A 15,318-nucleotide genomic window follows, 5' to 3' on the forward strand; every position below is an offset into this window, starting at 1 on the left:
TTACTCCTCAACTTTAACCATGTAGTAAACCTTGTTGATCATACCGCGAATGCACGGAGTATCTTCAAGTTCTACTGTGTGGTTGATACGACGAAGACCTAGACCACGAAGTGTAGCTTTGTGCTTAGGTAGACGACCAATTGAGCTTTTAGTTTGTGTTACTTTGATAGTTGCCATGGTGTTCTTACTCCGAAATAGCTTCAACAGTTAGACCACGTTTAGCAGCAACCATTTCTGGTGACTTAACGTCTACTAGCGCATCAATCGTTGCACGAACGATGTTGATTGGGTTAGTAGAGCCGTACGCTTTAGACAGTACGTTGTGTACACCAGCAACTTCTAGTACTGCACGCATCGCACCACCTGCGATAACACCAGTACCTTCTGCAGCAGGCTGCATGTAAACTTTAGAGCCCGAGTGGCGACCTTTCACTGGGTGGTGAAGTGTGCCTTCGTTAAGTGCGATAGTAACCATGTTACGACGCGCTTTTTCCATTGCTTTTTGGATCGCTGCAGGTACTTCACGAGCTTTGCCGTAACCGAAACCTACACGACCGTTACCGTCACCAACTACTGTTAGTGCAGTAAAGCTCATGATTCGACCACCTTTAACCGTTTTAGAAACACGGTTAACTGCGATTAGCTTTTCTTGCAAATCATTCGCTTGAACTTGTTGTTCTTTAGCCATCTTCCAACCCTACCTTAGAATTTCAGACCAGCTTCGCGAGCAGAATCTGCTAGCGCCGCTACTCGACCGTGGTATTGGAAACCAGAACGATCGAATGCAACAGTAGATACGCCTTTTTCAAGAGCGCGCTCTGCTACAGCTTTACCAACTGCTTTAGCTGCTTCGATGTTACCAGTGTATTTCACTTGCTCACGGATCGCTTTTTCTACAGTAGAAGCTGCTGCGATAACCTCAGAGCCGTTTGCTGCGATAACTTGAGCGTAAACGTGGCGAGGAGTACGGTGTACTACCAGGCGAGTTGCACCAAGTTCTGCAATCTTACGACGTGCACGTGTAGCACGACGGATGCGAGATGCTTTCTTATCCATAGTGTTACCTTACTTCTTCTTAGCTTCTTTACTACGCACATTTTCATCTGCGTAACGAATACCTTTACCTTTGTAAGGCTCAGGCGCGCGGTAAGCACGAATGTCTGCTGCAACTTGACCGATCAACTGCTTATCACAACCAGTTAGAACGATTTCAGTTTGGCTAGGACACTCAGCTTTGATACCCGCTGGCAATTCATGCTCAACTGGGTGAGAGAAGCCAAGAGTTAGACCAACCGCATTGCCTTTGATAGCAGCACGGTAACCTACACCCTTAAGGATTAGCTTACGGGTAAAGCCTTCAGTAACACCTACAACCATGTTGTTAACTAGAGCGCGAGCAGTACCTGCTTGTGCCCATGCGTTAGCAACACCTTCGCGAGGACCGAAAGTTAGCTTGTTTTCTTCCTGAGCGATAACTACTGCGTTGTTGATAACGCGAGATAGTTCACCTTTAGCACCTTTTACAGTGATTTCTTGGCCGTTCAGTTTCACCTCTACGCCAGCTGGAATAGCGACAGGTGCTTTAGCAACACGAGACATATTCTACTCCTATTAAGCTACGTAGCAGATGATTTCACCACCAAGACCTGCTTTACGAGCAGCACGGTCTGACATCAGACCCTTGGAAGTGGAAACTACAGCAACACCTAGACCACCCATAACAGATGGCAGATCGTCTTTCTTCTTGTAGACGCGCAGACCTGGGCGTGAAACACGCTTAAGTTGCTCGATTACTGGTTTAGCTTGGAAGTACTTAAGAGTAACTTCTAGCTCAGGTTTTGCTTCGCCTTCAACAGCGAAGTCAACGATGTAACCTTCAGCCTTTAGTAGTGCAGCGATTGCAACTTTCAGCTTTGAAGAAGGCATTTTAACAGCAACTTTGTTTGCTGCCTGACCGTTACGAATACGGGTCAGCATATCCGAAATCGGATCTTGCATGCTCATATGATTTACTCCAAATGATTAAAGTGGCAATTACCAGCTAGCCTTACGAAGTCCAGGAATCTCGCCTTTCATGCAAGCTTCACGAACTTTGATACGGCTCAGACCGAATTTACGTAGGTAACCGTGTGGACGACCAGTTTGGTTACAACGGTTGCGCTGACGTGACGCACTAGAATCACGTGGAAGAGTTTGCAGTTTTAGAACCGCATTCCAACGATCTTCTTCAGATACATTTACATCGCTGATGATAGCTTTTAGAGAAGCACGCTTTTCAGCGAACTTAGCTACTAGCTTTGCACGTTTTGCTTCACGTGCTTTCATTGATTGTTTAGCCATAACAGTAACCCTTCACCTTACTTACGGAATGGGAAGTTAAAGGCAGCCAGCAGAGCACGGCCTTCCTCATCAGTACCAGCAGACGTCGTAATAGTGATGTCTAGGCCGCGTACACGATCAACTTTATCAAAGTCGATTTCCGGGAAGATGATTTGCTCGCGAACGCCCATGCTGTAGTTACCGCGACCGTCAAAAGACTTAGCGTTAACACCACGGAAGTCACGTACACGTGGAAGAGCGATAGAGATTAAACGCTCCATAAAATCCCACATACGTTCGCCACGCAAGGTTACTTTACAACCGATAGGGTAGCCTTCGCGGATTTTGAAACCTGCAACAGATTTACGCGCTTTAGTGATAAGTGGCTTTTGACCAGAGATCGTTGCCATATCAGCAGCTGCGTTTTCTAGCAGTTTCTTATCGTTGATAGCATCGCCCACACCCATGTTAAGGGTGATCTTTTCGATTCTAGGGACTTGCATGACGCTTGTGTAACCGAACTGTTTGGTCAGTTCAGCGACTACAGACGACTTGTAGTAATCATGCAGTTTCGCCATAGTAGAACTCCAAATTACTTTCTAAATTAGTTAGAAACAGTTTCACCGTTAGACTTGAAGAAACGAACCTTTTGGCCGTCTTCAAAACGGAAACCGATACGGTCAGCTTTACCAGTAGCTGCGTTAAAGATCGCCACGTTAGAAACGTCGATTGCTGCTTCTTGCTCTACGATACCGCCTTGGATACCTAGTGCAGGAACAGGTTTCTGGTGTTTCTTAACAAGGTTGATACCTTCAACGATAACTTTACCAGTTGCTAGGACCTTAGTTACTTTACCTTTCTTGCCTTTATCTTTACCAGCAAGAACGATTACTTCGTCGTTACGACGGATTTTAGCTGCCATTTTTTGCCGCTCCTTACAGAACTTCTGGAGCCAGTGAAACGATCTTCATGAACTTATCGCCACGAAGTTCGCGAGTCACAGGACCAAAGATACGTGTACCGATTGGTTGCTCAGTGTTGTTGTTTAGCAACACACAAGCATTTCGGTCGAAGCGAATGACAGAACCGTCTGGACGACGTACGCCTTTACGGGTGCGAACTACCACCGCCTTCAGAACGTCACCTTTTTTAACTTTACCGCGAGGAATTGCTTCCTTAACAGTAACTTTGATAACGTCACCGATATGTGCATAACGGCGGTGAGAGCCACCCAGAACCTTAATACACATTACGCTGCGAGCGCCTGAGTTATCAGCTGCGTCCAGCATACTTTGCATTTGGATCATGTTAGTGCTCCGCTAAATATTAAAAAAACTAGACCCTCTCGGGTCGGGCTGCCTCTTTATAAGGGACGCGAATTGTACCACCCTTTTTTGTGATTGGGTAGTCAAAAAATAAACGGCCCCAAAAAAATTTTGGAGCCGTTTATATTCATAGAATAGTGAAGATTAGATCTTCGCTTTTTCTACAACTTTTACCAAAGTCCAAGACTTAGTCTTAGACAGTGGACGACATTCACGAATTTCAACAGTGTCGCCAATGCCACACTCGTTGTTTTCGTCATGTGCGTGAACTTTAGTCGTGCGCTTAACGAATTTACCGTAGATAGGGTGCTTCACCATGCGCTCGATAGCAACAACGATAGACTTGTCCATCTTGTCGCTAACAACACGACCTAGTTGAGTACGAATTTTGTCGCTCATTATGCGCCTGCCTTCTCAGTCAAAACAGTTTTCACACGTGCGATATCACGGCGTACAGCTTTCAGAGTATGAGTTTGCTGTAGTTGACCAGTTGCAGCTTGCATGCGCAAGTTGAACTGTTCACGTAGCAAATTCAATAGCTCAGAGTTAAGCTCTTCAACGCTCTTTTCGCGTAGATCTTGTGCTTTCATCACATCACCTGCTTAGTTACAAATGTAGTCTTGAATGGCAGTTTGCGAGCCGCTAGGCGGAACGCTTCACGCGCCAATTCTTCAGGTACACCATCAACTTCGTACATAACCTTACCAGGTTGGATTTGGGCTACCCAGTACTCAACGTTACCTTTACCCTTACCTTGACGAACTTCAAGTGGTTTTTCAGTGATCGGCTTGTCTGGGAACACACGGATCCAGATCTTACCTTGACGCTTGATGTGACGCGTCATAGCACGACGTGCAGCTTCGATTTGACGAGCAGTCAAACGACCACGGCCAACAGCTTTAAGACCAAAAGAACCAAAGCTAACTTCAGTACCTTTAGCTAGACCGCGGTTACGACCAGTATGAACCTTACGGAACTTAGTACGTTTAGGTTGTAGCATCTGTCGACTCCTTACTTACGGCCTTTACGCTGCTTCTTAGGCTTGTCAGCCTTTGGCTCTGCAGCTTCAGTTGCTGCTGGCATACCGCCTAGGATCTCACCTTTGAAGATCCAAACTTTAATGCCGATTACACCGTATGTGGTGTGAGCCGAAGAAGTTGCGTAATCAATGTCTGCACGTAGAGTGTGTAGAGGCACACGGCCTTCACGGTACCACTCAGAACGTGCGATTTCAGCGCCGCCTAGACGACCGCTTACTTCCACTTTGATACCCTTAGCACCTAGACGCATTGCGTTTTGTACCGCACGCTTCATAGCACGACGGAACATTACACGACGCTCTAGCTGAGACGCGATGCTGTCACCAACAAGTTGCGCATCTAGTTCAGGCTTACGTACTTCAGCGATGTTAATTTGCGCTGGTACACCTGCAATTTTCGCTACAGCTGTGCGTAGCTTCTCAACGTCTTCACCTTTCTTACCGATAACAACGCCTGGACGAGCAGTGTGAATAGTCACACGGATGCTCTTAGCAGGACGCTCGATAACGATACGTGATAGAGACGCTTTTGAAAGTTCCTTAGTTAGGAACTGACGTACCTTGAAGTCGCCGTCTAGGTTGTCAGCGAAATCTTTGGTGTTAGCAAACCATGTAGCATTCCAAGGCTTAACGATGCCTAGACGAATACCATTAGGATGTACTTTTTGACCCATTGCTTACTCTCCTAGTCTCTAGCGATCTGCTACAACAACAGTGATGTGGCTTGAACGCTTCAAGATACGATCCGCACGACCTTTAGCACGAGGCATAATACGCTTCATGGTTGGGCCTTCATCTACAAAGATTTTTGCGACATTCAGATCGTCAATATCTGCACCTTCGTTGTGCTCCGCGTTAGCGATAGCAGACTCTAGAACTTTCTTAACTAGTACAGCAGCTTTTTTGTTGCTGAAAGTTAGGATTTCAAGAGCTTGGTCAACAGATTTACCACGAATTAGATCCGCAACTAAGCGAGCTTTCTGAGGCGAAATGCGAGCAAAGTTATGTTTAGCAATAGCTTCCATTATTTACTCCTTAACGCTTCTTAGCTTTCTTATCCGCAGCGTGACCGCGGTAAGTACGAGTTGGTGCGAATTCACCCAGTTTGTGACCGATCATTTCTTCGGTAACGAAAACTGGAACGTGCTGACGACCATTATGGACAGCGATGGTCAAACCGATCATCGTAGGGATGATCATTGAACGACGGGACCAAGTCTTAAGTGGCTTTTTGTCTCCGCTTTCCACCGCTTTCTCTACCTTCTTCAGCAAGTGTAGGTCAATAAATGGACCTTTCTTGAGAGAACGTGGCATGGCGATTCCTCTTTATATAGATTACTTGTTACGACGACGTACGATGTACTTGTCAGTGCGTTTGTTGCTACGAGTCTTGTAGCCTTTAGTTGGTACACCCCAAGGTGAAACTGGATGACGGCCACCAGAAGTACGACCTTCACCACCACCGTGTGGGTGATCTACTGGGTTCATTACCACACCGCGAACGGTTGGACGAACACCACGCCAGCGACTTGCACCAGCTTTACCAAGCTCACGAAGCATGTGCTCAGAGTTACCAACTTCACCGATTGTTGCGCGACCTTCAGATAGAACTTTACGCATTTCGCCAGAACGTAGACGGATAGTTACGTAAGAACCATCACGAGCTACTAGCTGAGCGTAAGCACCCGCTGAACGAGCCAACTGTGCACCTTTACCAGGAGTCAATTCAACACAGTGAATTGTAGAACCTACTGGGATGTTGCGCATTGGTAGAGTGTTACCCGCTTTGATCGGTGCATCAACACCAGATTGGATAACGTCACCAGCTTGCATACCTTTAGGTGCAATGATGTAACGACGCTCACCGTCTGCGTACAGAACTAGAGCGATGTTTGCGCTACGGTTTGGATCGTATTCTAGACGCTCAACTTTCGCTGGGATACCGTCTTTAGTACGTTTGAAGTCAACTACACGGTAGTGTTGTTTATGACCACCACCGATGTGACGTACTGTGATACGACCGTTGTTGTTACGACCACCGTTCTTAGAGTTTTTCTCTAGAAGAGGTGCGTAAGGCTTGCCTTTGTGTAGGTCAGCGTTAACAACTTTAACAACGTGACGACGACCAGCCGAAGTCGGCTTACATTTAACAATAGCCATTATTCAACTACTCCTGTTATTCCGCGCCGCCAACAAAGTCAAGATCTTGACCTTCTTTCAAAGTAACGTACGCTTTCTTCACGTCTGAACGACGGCCTTGGCGTAGACCTTGACGCTTGGTCTTACCCTTAGTGATAAGAGTATTTACAGACTTAACTTCAACTTCAAATAGCTGTTCTACAGCTGCTTTGATCTCTTTCTTAGTTGCATCTTTAGCTACTTTGAAAACGATAGTGTTCGCTTTCTCAGCTGCCATAGTTGCTTTTTCAGAGATGTGCGGTGCACGTAGAACTTTTAGTAGACGCTCTTGAGTGATCATGCCAGCATCTCCTCAACTTGCTTAACTGCATCAGCAGTCATTAGAACCTTGTTAAACGCGATTAGAGAAACTGGGTCAATACCAGCTACGTCACGTGCGTCAACTTTGTATAGGTTACGTGCAGCTAAGAATAGATTCTCGTCTACTTCGCCAGTTACGATAAGCACGTCGTTTAGCTCAAGTTCTTTAAGCTTAGCAACTAGCTCTTTCGTTTTTGGTGCTTCAACAGAGAAGTTATCAACAACGATTAGACGCTCTTGACGAACTAGCTCAGAAAGAATGCTCTTCATCGCACCACGGTACATTTTCTTGTTTACTTTTTGGCTGTGATCTTGTGGTTTCGCAGCAAAAGTAACACCACCTGTACGCCATAGTGGGCTACGGATTGTACCAGCACGTGCACGGCCAGTACCTTTTTGACGCCATGGCTTAGCACCACCGCCAGAAACTTCTGAACGTGTTTTTTGAGCACGAGTACCTTGACGAGCACCTGCTGCGTACGCAACAACTACTTGATGAACAAGAGCTTCGTTGAACTCACGTCCGAAAGTAGCTTCGGAAACAGTTAGTGCAGCAGCACCTTTAACCATCAATTCCATTACTTACTCCTAGACGTTATGCTTTAACAGCTGGTTTAACGATCACGTTACCGCCAGTTGCGCCAGGGACTGCACCTTTAATAAGAAGCAGATTGCGCTCAGCGTCAACACGTACGATCTCTAGGTTTTGAGTCGTTACACGCTCAGCACCCATGTGACCTGCCATTTTCTTGCCTTTAAATACGCGACCTGGAGTCTGACATTGACCGATAGAACCAGGAGCACGGTGAGACAATGAGTTACCGTGAGTCATATCTTGAGTGCGGAAGTTCCAGCGCTTAACAGTGCCTTGGAAACCTTTACCCTTAGATGTACCAGTAACGTCTACTTTTTTAACTTCGTTGAATAGCTCAACAGTTAGTTCTGAACCAACTGCAAACTCTTCGCCGTTTTCTAAACGGAATTCCCAAAGACCACGACCAGCTTCAACGCCAGCTTTAGCAAAGTGACCTGCTTCAGCTTTGTTTACGCGGTTAGCTTTCTTTGTACCAGCTGTAACTTGGATTGCTGCATAGCCGTCAGTCTCAAGAGTTTTCACTTGAGCAACACGGTTCGCTTCAACCTCAACAACAGTTACAGGGATAGAAACGCCTTCTTCAGTAAATACGCGGGTCATGCCCACTTTACGACCGATTAGACCAATCATTCTTCTAATCTCCCTTAACCTAGGCTAATTTGAACGTCAACGCCTGCAGCAAGGTCTAGACGCATCAGAGCATCAACAGTTTTGTCTGTTGGCTCAACGATGTCGATTAGACGCTTGTGAGTACGAATTTCGTACTGGTCACGAGCTTTCTTGTTAACGTGTGGAGAGATAAGAACGGTGAAACGCTCTTTACGAGTAGGTAGTGGGATTGGACCACGAACCTGTGCGCCAGTGCGCTTAGCTGTTTCAACGATTTCCGCTGTTGAAGCGTCGATTAGTTTGTAATCGAAAGCTTTAAGGCGGATACGGATACGTTGGTTCTGCATGAGACAGAGCTCCAATATTAAAAATTACACAAACAATATCGCCACTCAAACTCGTTAAGACGAGAGAATGCCGATTGATTTATGTGAAACCGTAGCATCCAAGATTAGGACGCATTGTCAGTTAATTTTCGATTAACCATGTATCTATGGAAGGAACGCTATCAGATAGGAACACTAAAATAGATAAGCTAATTGTATTAACTGCGAACATAAGCTGAGTATACATTACCCCACAACCGAAGCTGCTGGCTCCTCGCTGCTCATTGGTTCACAACTGAACAAGTCAGTGCGGCGTATTATACAGATCACAGTTTTGCTTGCAAGGGCTGTTTGAAAAATAATCGGAGAAAGATTCAGACGATTAAGATCCTCGCAACCTGGAGTAGCCGAGATACAACTCACCTCACTCAATACACATGGCAGATAAACACAATCGCTATAATGGAGCTCAATACCCTCCCCGTACCACCAGCCGTCATTCCCGTGTACACGGGAAACCATTTATCCACACACACCGAATCCTGCGTTAAAACAAAAGCTCACAACGGTAAAACGTACACAGGGCCATCAAACATTTACCGATAGTGAGGCAGTACGACCAACCCACGGTGCTTGCCGTATCATGGGGCTCCGCGTTCGCGGGGATGACGAGCTTTGAGGCTATGGCATAGATAGGAGCACCCATCCTCTATCCGCATTCCTATCTCTCAGCCGCCTCCCCCTGCTGTCATTCCCGTGCACACGGGAAACCATTTATCCGCACACACCGAACCCTGCGTTAGAACAAAAGCTCGCAACGTTAAAACGTGCACAGGGTCATCAAACATTTACCGATAGTGAGGCAGTACGACCAACCCACTGCGCTTTCCGTACCATGGGTCCCCGCGTTCGCGAGGATGACGAGCTTTGAGGCTATGGCATAGATAGGAGCGCCCATCCCCTATCCGCATTCCTAACTCTCAGCCACCTCCCCCTGCTGTCATTCCCGTGCACACGGGAAACCATTTATCCGCGCACGCTAGATGCCGCGTTTGGAGATACACTCACCACAACAGACAGCAAGAACAACGACAATGCAGTAGTAATACCTACCCTCCACGCTCGCCGTTCCATGGGTCCGCGCGACCGCGAGGATGACGAGATAAAAGAAGGAAAGAAAAAGCCGATCGAAGATCAACGCCAAAGAACAAAAACTCTGAACACCGCCTCCCCCTGCTGTCATTCCCGTGCACACGGGAAACCATTTATCCGCACACGCCAGATGCCGCGTTTGGAAATACACTCCCACAACAGACAGCAAGAGCAACGACAATACAGTAGTAATACCTACCCTCCACGCTCGCCGCACCATGGGTCCCCGCGTTCGCGAGGATGACGAGATTAAAGATGAAAAAGAAATGAATCGACCTAGAGCTCAAATATAAGTCAGAAGTGCTGGAAACTAGAGAGCTAGGATCTAGGAACTAGGAACTAGGAACTAGAAAACTAGAAAACTAGAAAGGCAACTGCAACTTAGCACGAAAACAAAGGCCCTAGAGAACTAGGGCCTTGTCTATTATCTTGATAACTGATTTATCGCTAATGGATCACGTTGTGGCTTAGGCAACTTGAGCTCTTTCACCTTGTCTAGCCCACTTTGCGTAATCCCGCCTTCATACCTTGGTGTTGGGTCACCTGGGTAGAGAAACGCTTTAGACCCCGGATTCCACGCTTGGAAGAAAGCACTCAGATCCGTTTGAGCCGCATAAGAGGCGCAAAGCATCAACATGTCACTCTTTCCAAACCCTGACGCTTGGCATATGTTCTCACCTTTTAGCTCAGACAAACCCTCAGTCTTATTACGCGTTAATCGATGCATTAACTTAAAGAGGTTCCACCCTGTGACCCCTTCTTTTGAGCTGTAGTAACTTGGCAACTCATCGCCATACCACTGCTGAATATCAAATTCATTCTCAGCCCACTCTTTCAGTTGTGCAAACATCACTAAGCGTTCACCCGCACCGCCCGCGCCCCATGCATAGCCATTCTCCATACGCACAAAATCTGGCGCGATTCGGATATCTTGCTCAACGCGCGCCATTTTTCCTAAGTACTGATCCTGCATGTACAACGCCAGTAGGTTATTCACCACTTCCGTTGCGCCATCTACATTAAACGGTGCCTCTGCGGCGTTATGTCCAACCTCATGCCATAACAGCCAGCTGTTCAGTGGCGCTGTATTTAGACTTTGGCTCTTAGCATTAAAGCTCCCATTCATCACTGGGTAACCAGAGTGAGCCGCGCCAATACTGATCGCAACATCATTTACAAAGTGATGGCGATTATTAGGATTACTTGGACTGGTCGCTTGACGATTTAAGCGCCCTTCAACCCCTTCATCGCGAGCGTAAAAATCATTGAGATCCGCCGAAAAACGATCGAGATCCCGGGCGAACTGTTCGATACCACCAGAGTAACCAGAAGCATTTAAGTTTGCTTTCGGGGCAGTAAAGATAAAGGTATCTGAAATCACCTCACCCATTGGCGCAGGAGAGCTCAGTGGATTTTGCCATTTGCCCTGTTTATACAGAGGCGCATCGACCGTGCCAGTAAACGTTAAGCTCACTTGCTCGCTATTGCCACCTTGGGCATAAATCAAACCACCATAAGGAACGGTAAACTGCTGACTTGTGGCATGGCTGCCACCAATGACGAACGACTTGGTCATTCTTGGCGGGCGCTGCAAACCAAGCTCATGTTTTTCGCGACCAGTTAAATCATCCGCCAAAGCGATAGTGATAGTGACGGGCGCTTCCTCCCCAGCCACCGATACCGTAAACGGCTGCTGCGCGACCGCCCACTGCCCTGTTGGCTGACGGTTGCCCGCAAACCATGCGGTCGTCAAATTACGCATATCCAAAGTAACATTGCGGCCACCCGCCCCTTCACCTGCTTCTCCGGGGAATGCACGGACATCCACCTTGATGTCTAAATCCCAAAAAGAGCGACCAAGCATTAATCGGGTTAACGGTTTTTCCATATAGTTGAGCGGGTAGCTAGGGTTCATTTGACCGGCATACTCACCAGCCTCATCACCATAGACCATGTTCAACCGGTTCAATTCAGATTTCACCTCTTCTGGGCAATGGGTATTACCGCCTGCCACATCATTGGTGTAACAGTTTAAGAATTGGGTAAAACGCTGGAAACCTAACTCATCCTCACTGCTTGATTCGTAGCGATAATCGAGGTCGTTCCATAGCCAAACCGTCATATTCTGGTAAATACGGTTGAGATCAACACTGCTTAGACGCTCACCCACTTTCCCTTTGGTACGGAAATAGCGCTCATGCTGATACAGCGCCTCAATATTGGTCCCTAAGTTAGCCGCTTTCACCATGGCTTGCGATTCAGCTTCACCAAGTTTGAGCTCAGTGTAATGAGGCACATGCATACCCCCACCAGTGGGTATGCCGTTCCCTGGGCGGTATTCCAAACAGTTCACTTCATAATGAAATTGGCTATCGTGACACTCTTGATAAGCGGGTTCTCCGTCTACCAAGAAAGCGTTCAAAATACGTTGCTTTGCCTTGGCAAGGCTGTCTTGATCCAATATAGGCTGTTGATGTTCATCGACAACCACATGGCCCTCTTTATCTTTGCGCCAATGCTGTGATTCATCAATAAAGGCGACGTTAATGATCGGGTTGCCATCTTTATCCAGTTTTGGCTCGCCATGCTCATCCAACTCAGGCCAACGTGCGATCTCTAGATTGGGTTTATCGTCTGGCTTGCCTTCTACTTGATATTGCCACTCAACCGAACCATCGTCGTTAATGGTGTACGGCAATACTGGTTTACCATCCGCGCCTTGTACCGCCGCATAGCGCTCCAATACCCAAATACCGTGCTGACGCTGATTGCGCGGGCGATCAGGATAACCGCCACTTGGTCCATTGCCATTTGGCACCACACTTTGCCCCATGCCAAACGCGATGCCAGCACTATCGAGTAGCCGAGCAACTTCACCCGCGTTAGCACGATTGATGATGGTTTCCATCATCAAAACATTGCCACCACGATTCACGTAGTCGATGAGATCCGAGACATCTTGCTGGCTCAATTTAGGCTTATTGATATTGGCACTCATTGGCAGATCGTAAGCGCCGATACCCGCATGACCTAAATACTCATACCCATTGATGATCACAACGGGCATCGCTTCAGGGTCAAGATAGCCAAAATCAGAGAGTTGCTCCGTTTTAGCCGCTAAACGAGGGTCGATAACAAAATCGGCCCGCTCGCCCATCACTTGACCATGACGCTTAAAGTAGACATAAGGAATATTGGTGCCAACCGTCAGCTCTTGCGCTGATTTGCCGGTTAAATAACGCAGCGTGTTAGCAAAGAAGTTTGCCATGTCGTCAGTGTCGCTGGATTGCTTACACGAGCCATCTTGATTCACCCCGCCATTCCAACTAAAGCCATTCGGGCAAACCAACACACTGTTGTAGCGCGCGTTGCCCATCACCATCACTTTGCCTTTGCCCAACTCACCAATGCTCATGAAAGGCAGATTGAAGGTCGCCGTTTCCGCCGACACTTTTTCTGGCACAACAGAAGAAGGGGCTTCGGTGATAAATGCCAGACCTTGCGCATCCCAAGCTTTCGGTTGACCAAAGTCGATCCAGTAATTGTTGTCGTTACGAGCCATCATGACCGGAAACGCGCTATTGGCAATATTCACCGCCGCCTGGCCACGTGCATTACCTGTACTCCCGTAGAAGTTGGTACTGTCATGGAACACATGGAAACGTTCTACTTTTTTCCATCCGGCTTGCTGCACTTGGTGAGTAGCCCCCCAAAGTTTTTGGATATCCGCTTGAATGCGGCTTGCTTGCGGATCGAGTGCGCCTTTAACCACTGGCAGCTCAAAGTTAGAGCGAGCAGATGGCTTGGCGAGCTGTTGATCGATATCCGCAGCGAGACCATGAGCAAATTGCTGTTCAAATTCACCCGGAACCAGTTGCGTTTGACCTCCCCCCACGTCAAGTAACGTATCATCACTATTAAGCGACAAAGAGATCGCTTCATTGACCACGTTCGGATAGAGGGCAAAAACCTCCGTGACTTGTTGAGGAAGCGTTACTTTACTGTCAGTACGGTCGGCATAACGATGCACCAGTTTTTCAACGTTTTTCCCCTCATTTCCTTGAGCAAGTTCTGTTAGCTGGAAGGCCGTTTTGTTGCCACGTATCTCACCCAGTTCAAACGTATCGATAGCAAAACTGATGTTTTCGCCCCAAGAGAATTCAAAGCGGCCATCACCGATCATATTTCCTTGCTTATCGACTCCAGTGACACCTCGACCATGAGCACTGAAATACGCAATACCATTGACAGGCAAACCTTGCTCATTAAGCAACTGTGCTTGAGTTAAGATAACTTCGCTCGGTTTATAAACCAGAGACTCTTCAGCACTTGCTGACACAAAACCACTCGTTAAGTCACTCGATGCGCCAGGCGTCACCGCCGGTGGAACATCGGGCACGTGCGTTGTAGGCTGCTTATCCACTTGGTTATCATTGCTCACTTTCTCGGTGATCAACGCTCGAAACTCATCAACAGGCATATCTAGGTTGTGGTCAAAATAATGTTCGAACGTGAGCGCATCGCGTGACGAAGACAAATCCAGCTCTATTGTATTGCCCTGAGTGCTACCGATGTTTTTAATCAGCGTTTGAATATTGCTCAAGCGTACTGGTGAAGCTTTGTATTCATCGGCTTGAGCCAGCGACAAGACTTCCACATTGACGGCACGACTGCGAGTTTGTTCCGCAACGTATGGGGTTGTGAAGGTTGCAAGTGTGCGACCTTGCACCATGCACACGACATCCTCTTTTTGAGGAACATCGAACTGATTTGCTGGCCCACCATTACACTCAATCGAACCACTCAACATCAAATGCCCATCCAAAGATAAGGCGCTGACGATGATCGGGTCATCAACCCCAATATCGGGCAGCTCTGGTTCAACCGTTGGAGGGAGAACGGGTGCAAGTACTCGATCTTCACTGCCACAAGCCACTAGCATAGAAGCAATCAAAAGCGACAAAAGGCTTCGTTTCAAGATGTCATCCTTCTTAAGAATACATTGAACAAGCAGACTTTCTTAATTAGCTCAAAACAAAAAAGAAAAGACGAAAGAACTGCAATTTACTTAATTTTAAAGCTCATTTTTTACAGTTCAATATTCTATATATGGATTCAAATTTGGGAAATAGAAATAAATCGCTACCTCCGAAAATGTGGCAGAGATAGAGATTTAGTAATAAAGAACCAGGGCACCAGCCATCATTCCCGTACTCACGAGAACTCATCCACACACCAGATACCACGTTTGGAAATGCTCTCACCGCAACAAACAACGAGAACAACGTCAATACAGTAGTAATACCAACCCACAGCACTTGCCGTACCATGGGTCCCCGCGTTCGCGAGGATGACGAGATAAAAGACGGAAAGAATAAGCCGAGCTAAGATCAACAGCAAAGAACAAAAAACTCAGCACATCGCCGCCACACCACCAACTGTCATTCCCGTGCA

General features: G+C 47.2%; 21 protein-coding genes. All 21 read right to left on the reverse strand.

The genetic code is table 11. The features are described 5' to 3' along the window. The 21 genes from rpmD to VV1_RS03700 all read right to left on the reverse strand — a co-directional run bounded on the left by rpmD (position 1) and on the right by VV1_RS03700 (position 14,842). The gene (gene rpmD, locus VV1_RS03600; RefSeq protein WP_011078815.1) at positions 1-177 is read right to left on the reverse strand and encodes a 50S ribosomal protein L30; all 177 of its coding nucleotides are present in this window, start codon (positions 175-177) and stop codon (positions 1-3) included. Positions 178-184: 7 nt separating this feature from the next. Further along, positions 185-688, reverse strand: a complete 504-nt coding sequence (gene rpsE / locus VV1_RS03605; protein WP_011078816.1) for a 30S ribosomal protein S5 — start codon at positions 686-688, stop codon at positions 185-187. Between the two features lie 14 nt (positions 689-702). After that, a complete protein-coding gene (gene rplR, locus VV1_RS03610; protein WP_011078817.1) occupies positions 703-1,056 on the reverse strand; it encodes a 50S ribosomal protein L18 in 354 nt (117 codons plus the stop codon). Positions 1,057-1,065: 9 nt separating this feature from the next. Continuing rightward, positions 1,066-1,599, reverse strand: coding sequence for a 50S ribosomal protein L6 (gene rplF / locus VV1_RS03615; protein ID WP_011078818.1), 534 nt, complete (start codon positions 1,597-1,599; stop codon positions 1,066-1,068). A gap of 12 nt (positions 1,600-1,611) precedes the next feature. Continuing rightward, positions 1,612-2,004 (reverse strand): 30S ribosomal protein S8, encoded by a 393-nt coding sequence (rpsH, locus tag VV1_RS03620; RefSeq protein ID WP_011078819.1) that lies wholly within the window; start codon positions 2,002-2,004, stop codon positions 1,612-1,614. 30 nt (positions 2,005-2,034) lie between these two features. Next, positions 2,035-2,340 carry a 30S ribosomal protein S14 gene (rpsN, locus tag VV1_RS03625; RefSeq protein ID WP_011078820.1) on the reverse strand — a complete coding sequence of 102 codons (306 nt, stop codon included), beginning with the start codon at positions 2,338-2,340 and terminating at the stop codon, positions 2,035-2,037. A 17-nt stretch (positions 2,341-2,357) separates the two neighbouring features. Continuing rightward, positions 2,358-2,897 carry a 50S ribosomal protein L5 gene (rplE, locus tag VV1_RS03630; RefSeq protein ID WP_011078821.1) on the reverse strand — a complete coding sequence of 180 codons (540 nt, stop codon included), beginning with the start codon at positions 2,895-2,897 and terminating at the stop codon, positions 2,358-2,360. A 26-nt stretch (positions 2,898-2,923) separates the two neighbouring features. Continuing rightward, a complete protein-coding gene (gene rplX / locus VV1_RS03635; protein WP_011078822.1) occupies positions 2,924-3,241 on the reverse strand; it encodes a 50S ribosomal protein L24 in 318 nt (105 codons plus the stop codon). A 13-nt stretch (positions 3,242-3,254) separates the two neighbouring features. Further along, entirely contained in the window at positions 3,255-3,626 is a 372-nt protein-coding gene (gene rplN, locus VV1_RS03640; RefSeq protein ID WP_011078823.1) for a 50S ribosomal protein L14, read from the reverse strand. A gap of 162 nt (positions 3,627-3,788) precedes the next feature. Beyond that, positions 3,789-4,043, reverse strand: a complete 255-nt coding sequence (rpsQ, locus tag VV1_RS03645; RefSeq protein ID WP_011078824.1) for a 30S ribosomal protein S17 — start codon at positions 4,041-4,043, stop codon at positions 3,789-3,791. Next, complete coding sequence (rpmC, locus tag VV1_RS03650) at positions 4,043-4,234, reverse strand: 50S ribosomal protein L29 (protein ID WP_011078825.1); 192 nt, start codon at positions 4,232-4,234, stop codon at positions 4,043-4,045. Before rpmC ends, rpsQ begins: the two co-directional genes overlap by 1 nt. Then, positions 4,234-4,644, reverse strand: a complete 411-nt coding sequence (gene rplP / locus VV1_RS03655) for a 50S ribosomal protein L16 (protein WP_004728605.1) — start codon at positions 4,642-4,644, stop codon at positions 4,234-4,236. Before rplP ends, rpmC begins: the two co-directional genes overlap by 1 nt. 11 nt (positions 4,645-4,655) lie before the next feature. Then, entirely contained in the window at positions 4,656-5,357 is a 702-nt protein-coding gene (gene rpsC / locus VV1_RS03660) for a 30S ribosomal protein S3 (protein WP_011078826.1), read from the reverse strand. Positions 5,358-5,375: 18 nt separating this feature from the next. After that, the gene (rplV, locus tag VV1_RS03665) at positions 5,376-5,708 is read right to left on the reverse strand and encodes a 50S ribosomal protein L22 (RefSeq protein WP_005528535.1); all 333 of its coding nucleotides are present in this window, start codon (positions 5,706-5,708) and stop codon (positions 5,376-5,378) included. A 10-nt stretch (positions 5,709-5,718) separates the two neighbouring features. After that, the gene (gene rpsS, locus VV1_RS03670; RefSeq protein WP_011078827.1) at positions 5,719-5,997 is read right to left on the reverse strand and encodes a 30S ribosomal protein S19; all 279 of its coding nucleotides are present in this window, start codon (positions 5,995-5,997) and stop codon (positions 5,719-5,721) included. A gap of 21 nt (positions 5,998-6,018) precedes the next feature. Then, entirely contained in the window at positions 6,019-6,843 is an 825-nt protein-coding gene (gene rplB / locus VV1_RS03675) for a 50S ribosomal protein L2 (protein WP_011078828.1), read from the reverse strand. 16 nt (positions 6,844-6,859) lie between these two features. After that, positions 6,860-7,162, reverse strand: a complete 303-nt coding sequence (gene rplW / locus VV1_RS03680) for a 50S ribosomal protein L23 (RefSeq protein ID WP_011078829.1) — start codon at positions 7,160-7,162, stop codon at positions 6,860-6,862. After that, positions 7,159-7,761 carry a 50S ribosomal protein L4 gene (rplD, locus tag VV1_RS03685; protein WP_011078830.1) on the reverse strand — a complete coding sequence of 201 codons (603 nt, stop codon included), beginning with the start codon at positions 7,759-7,761 and terminating at the stop codon, positions 7,159-7,161. The genes rplW and rplD overlap by 4 nt, the downstream gene beginning before the upstream one ends. Before the next feature lie 16 nt (positions 7,762-7,777). Further along, complete coding sequence (gene rplC, locus VV1_RS03690) at positions 7,778-8,407, reverse strand: 50S ribosomal protein L3 (protein WP_011078831.1); 630 nt, start codon at positions 8,405-8,407, stop codon at positions 7,778-7,780. 14 nt (positions 8,408-8,421) lie between these two features. Then, entirely contained in the window at positions 8,422-8,733 is a 312-nt protein-coding gene (rpsJ, locus tag VV1_RS03695; protein WP_004410492.1) for a 30S ribosomal protein S10, read from the reverse strand. A 1,555-nt stretch (positions 8,734-10,288) separates the two neighbouring features. Continuing rightward, positions 10,289-14,842 (reverse strand): SslE/AcfD family lipoprotein zinc metalloprotease, encoded by a 4,554-nt coding sequence (locus VV1_RS03700; protein ID WP_011078833.1) that lies wholly within the window; start codon positions 14,840-14,842, stop codon positions 10,289-10,291. Positions 14,843-15,318: the final 476 nt, after the last annotated feature.

The organism is Vibrio vulnificus CMCP6 (genome assembly GCF_000039765.1).
Taxonomy (GTDB): Bacteria; Pseudomonadota; Gammaproteobacteria; order Enterobacterales; family Vibrionaceae; genus Vibrio; species Vibrio vulnificus_B.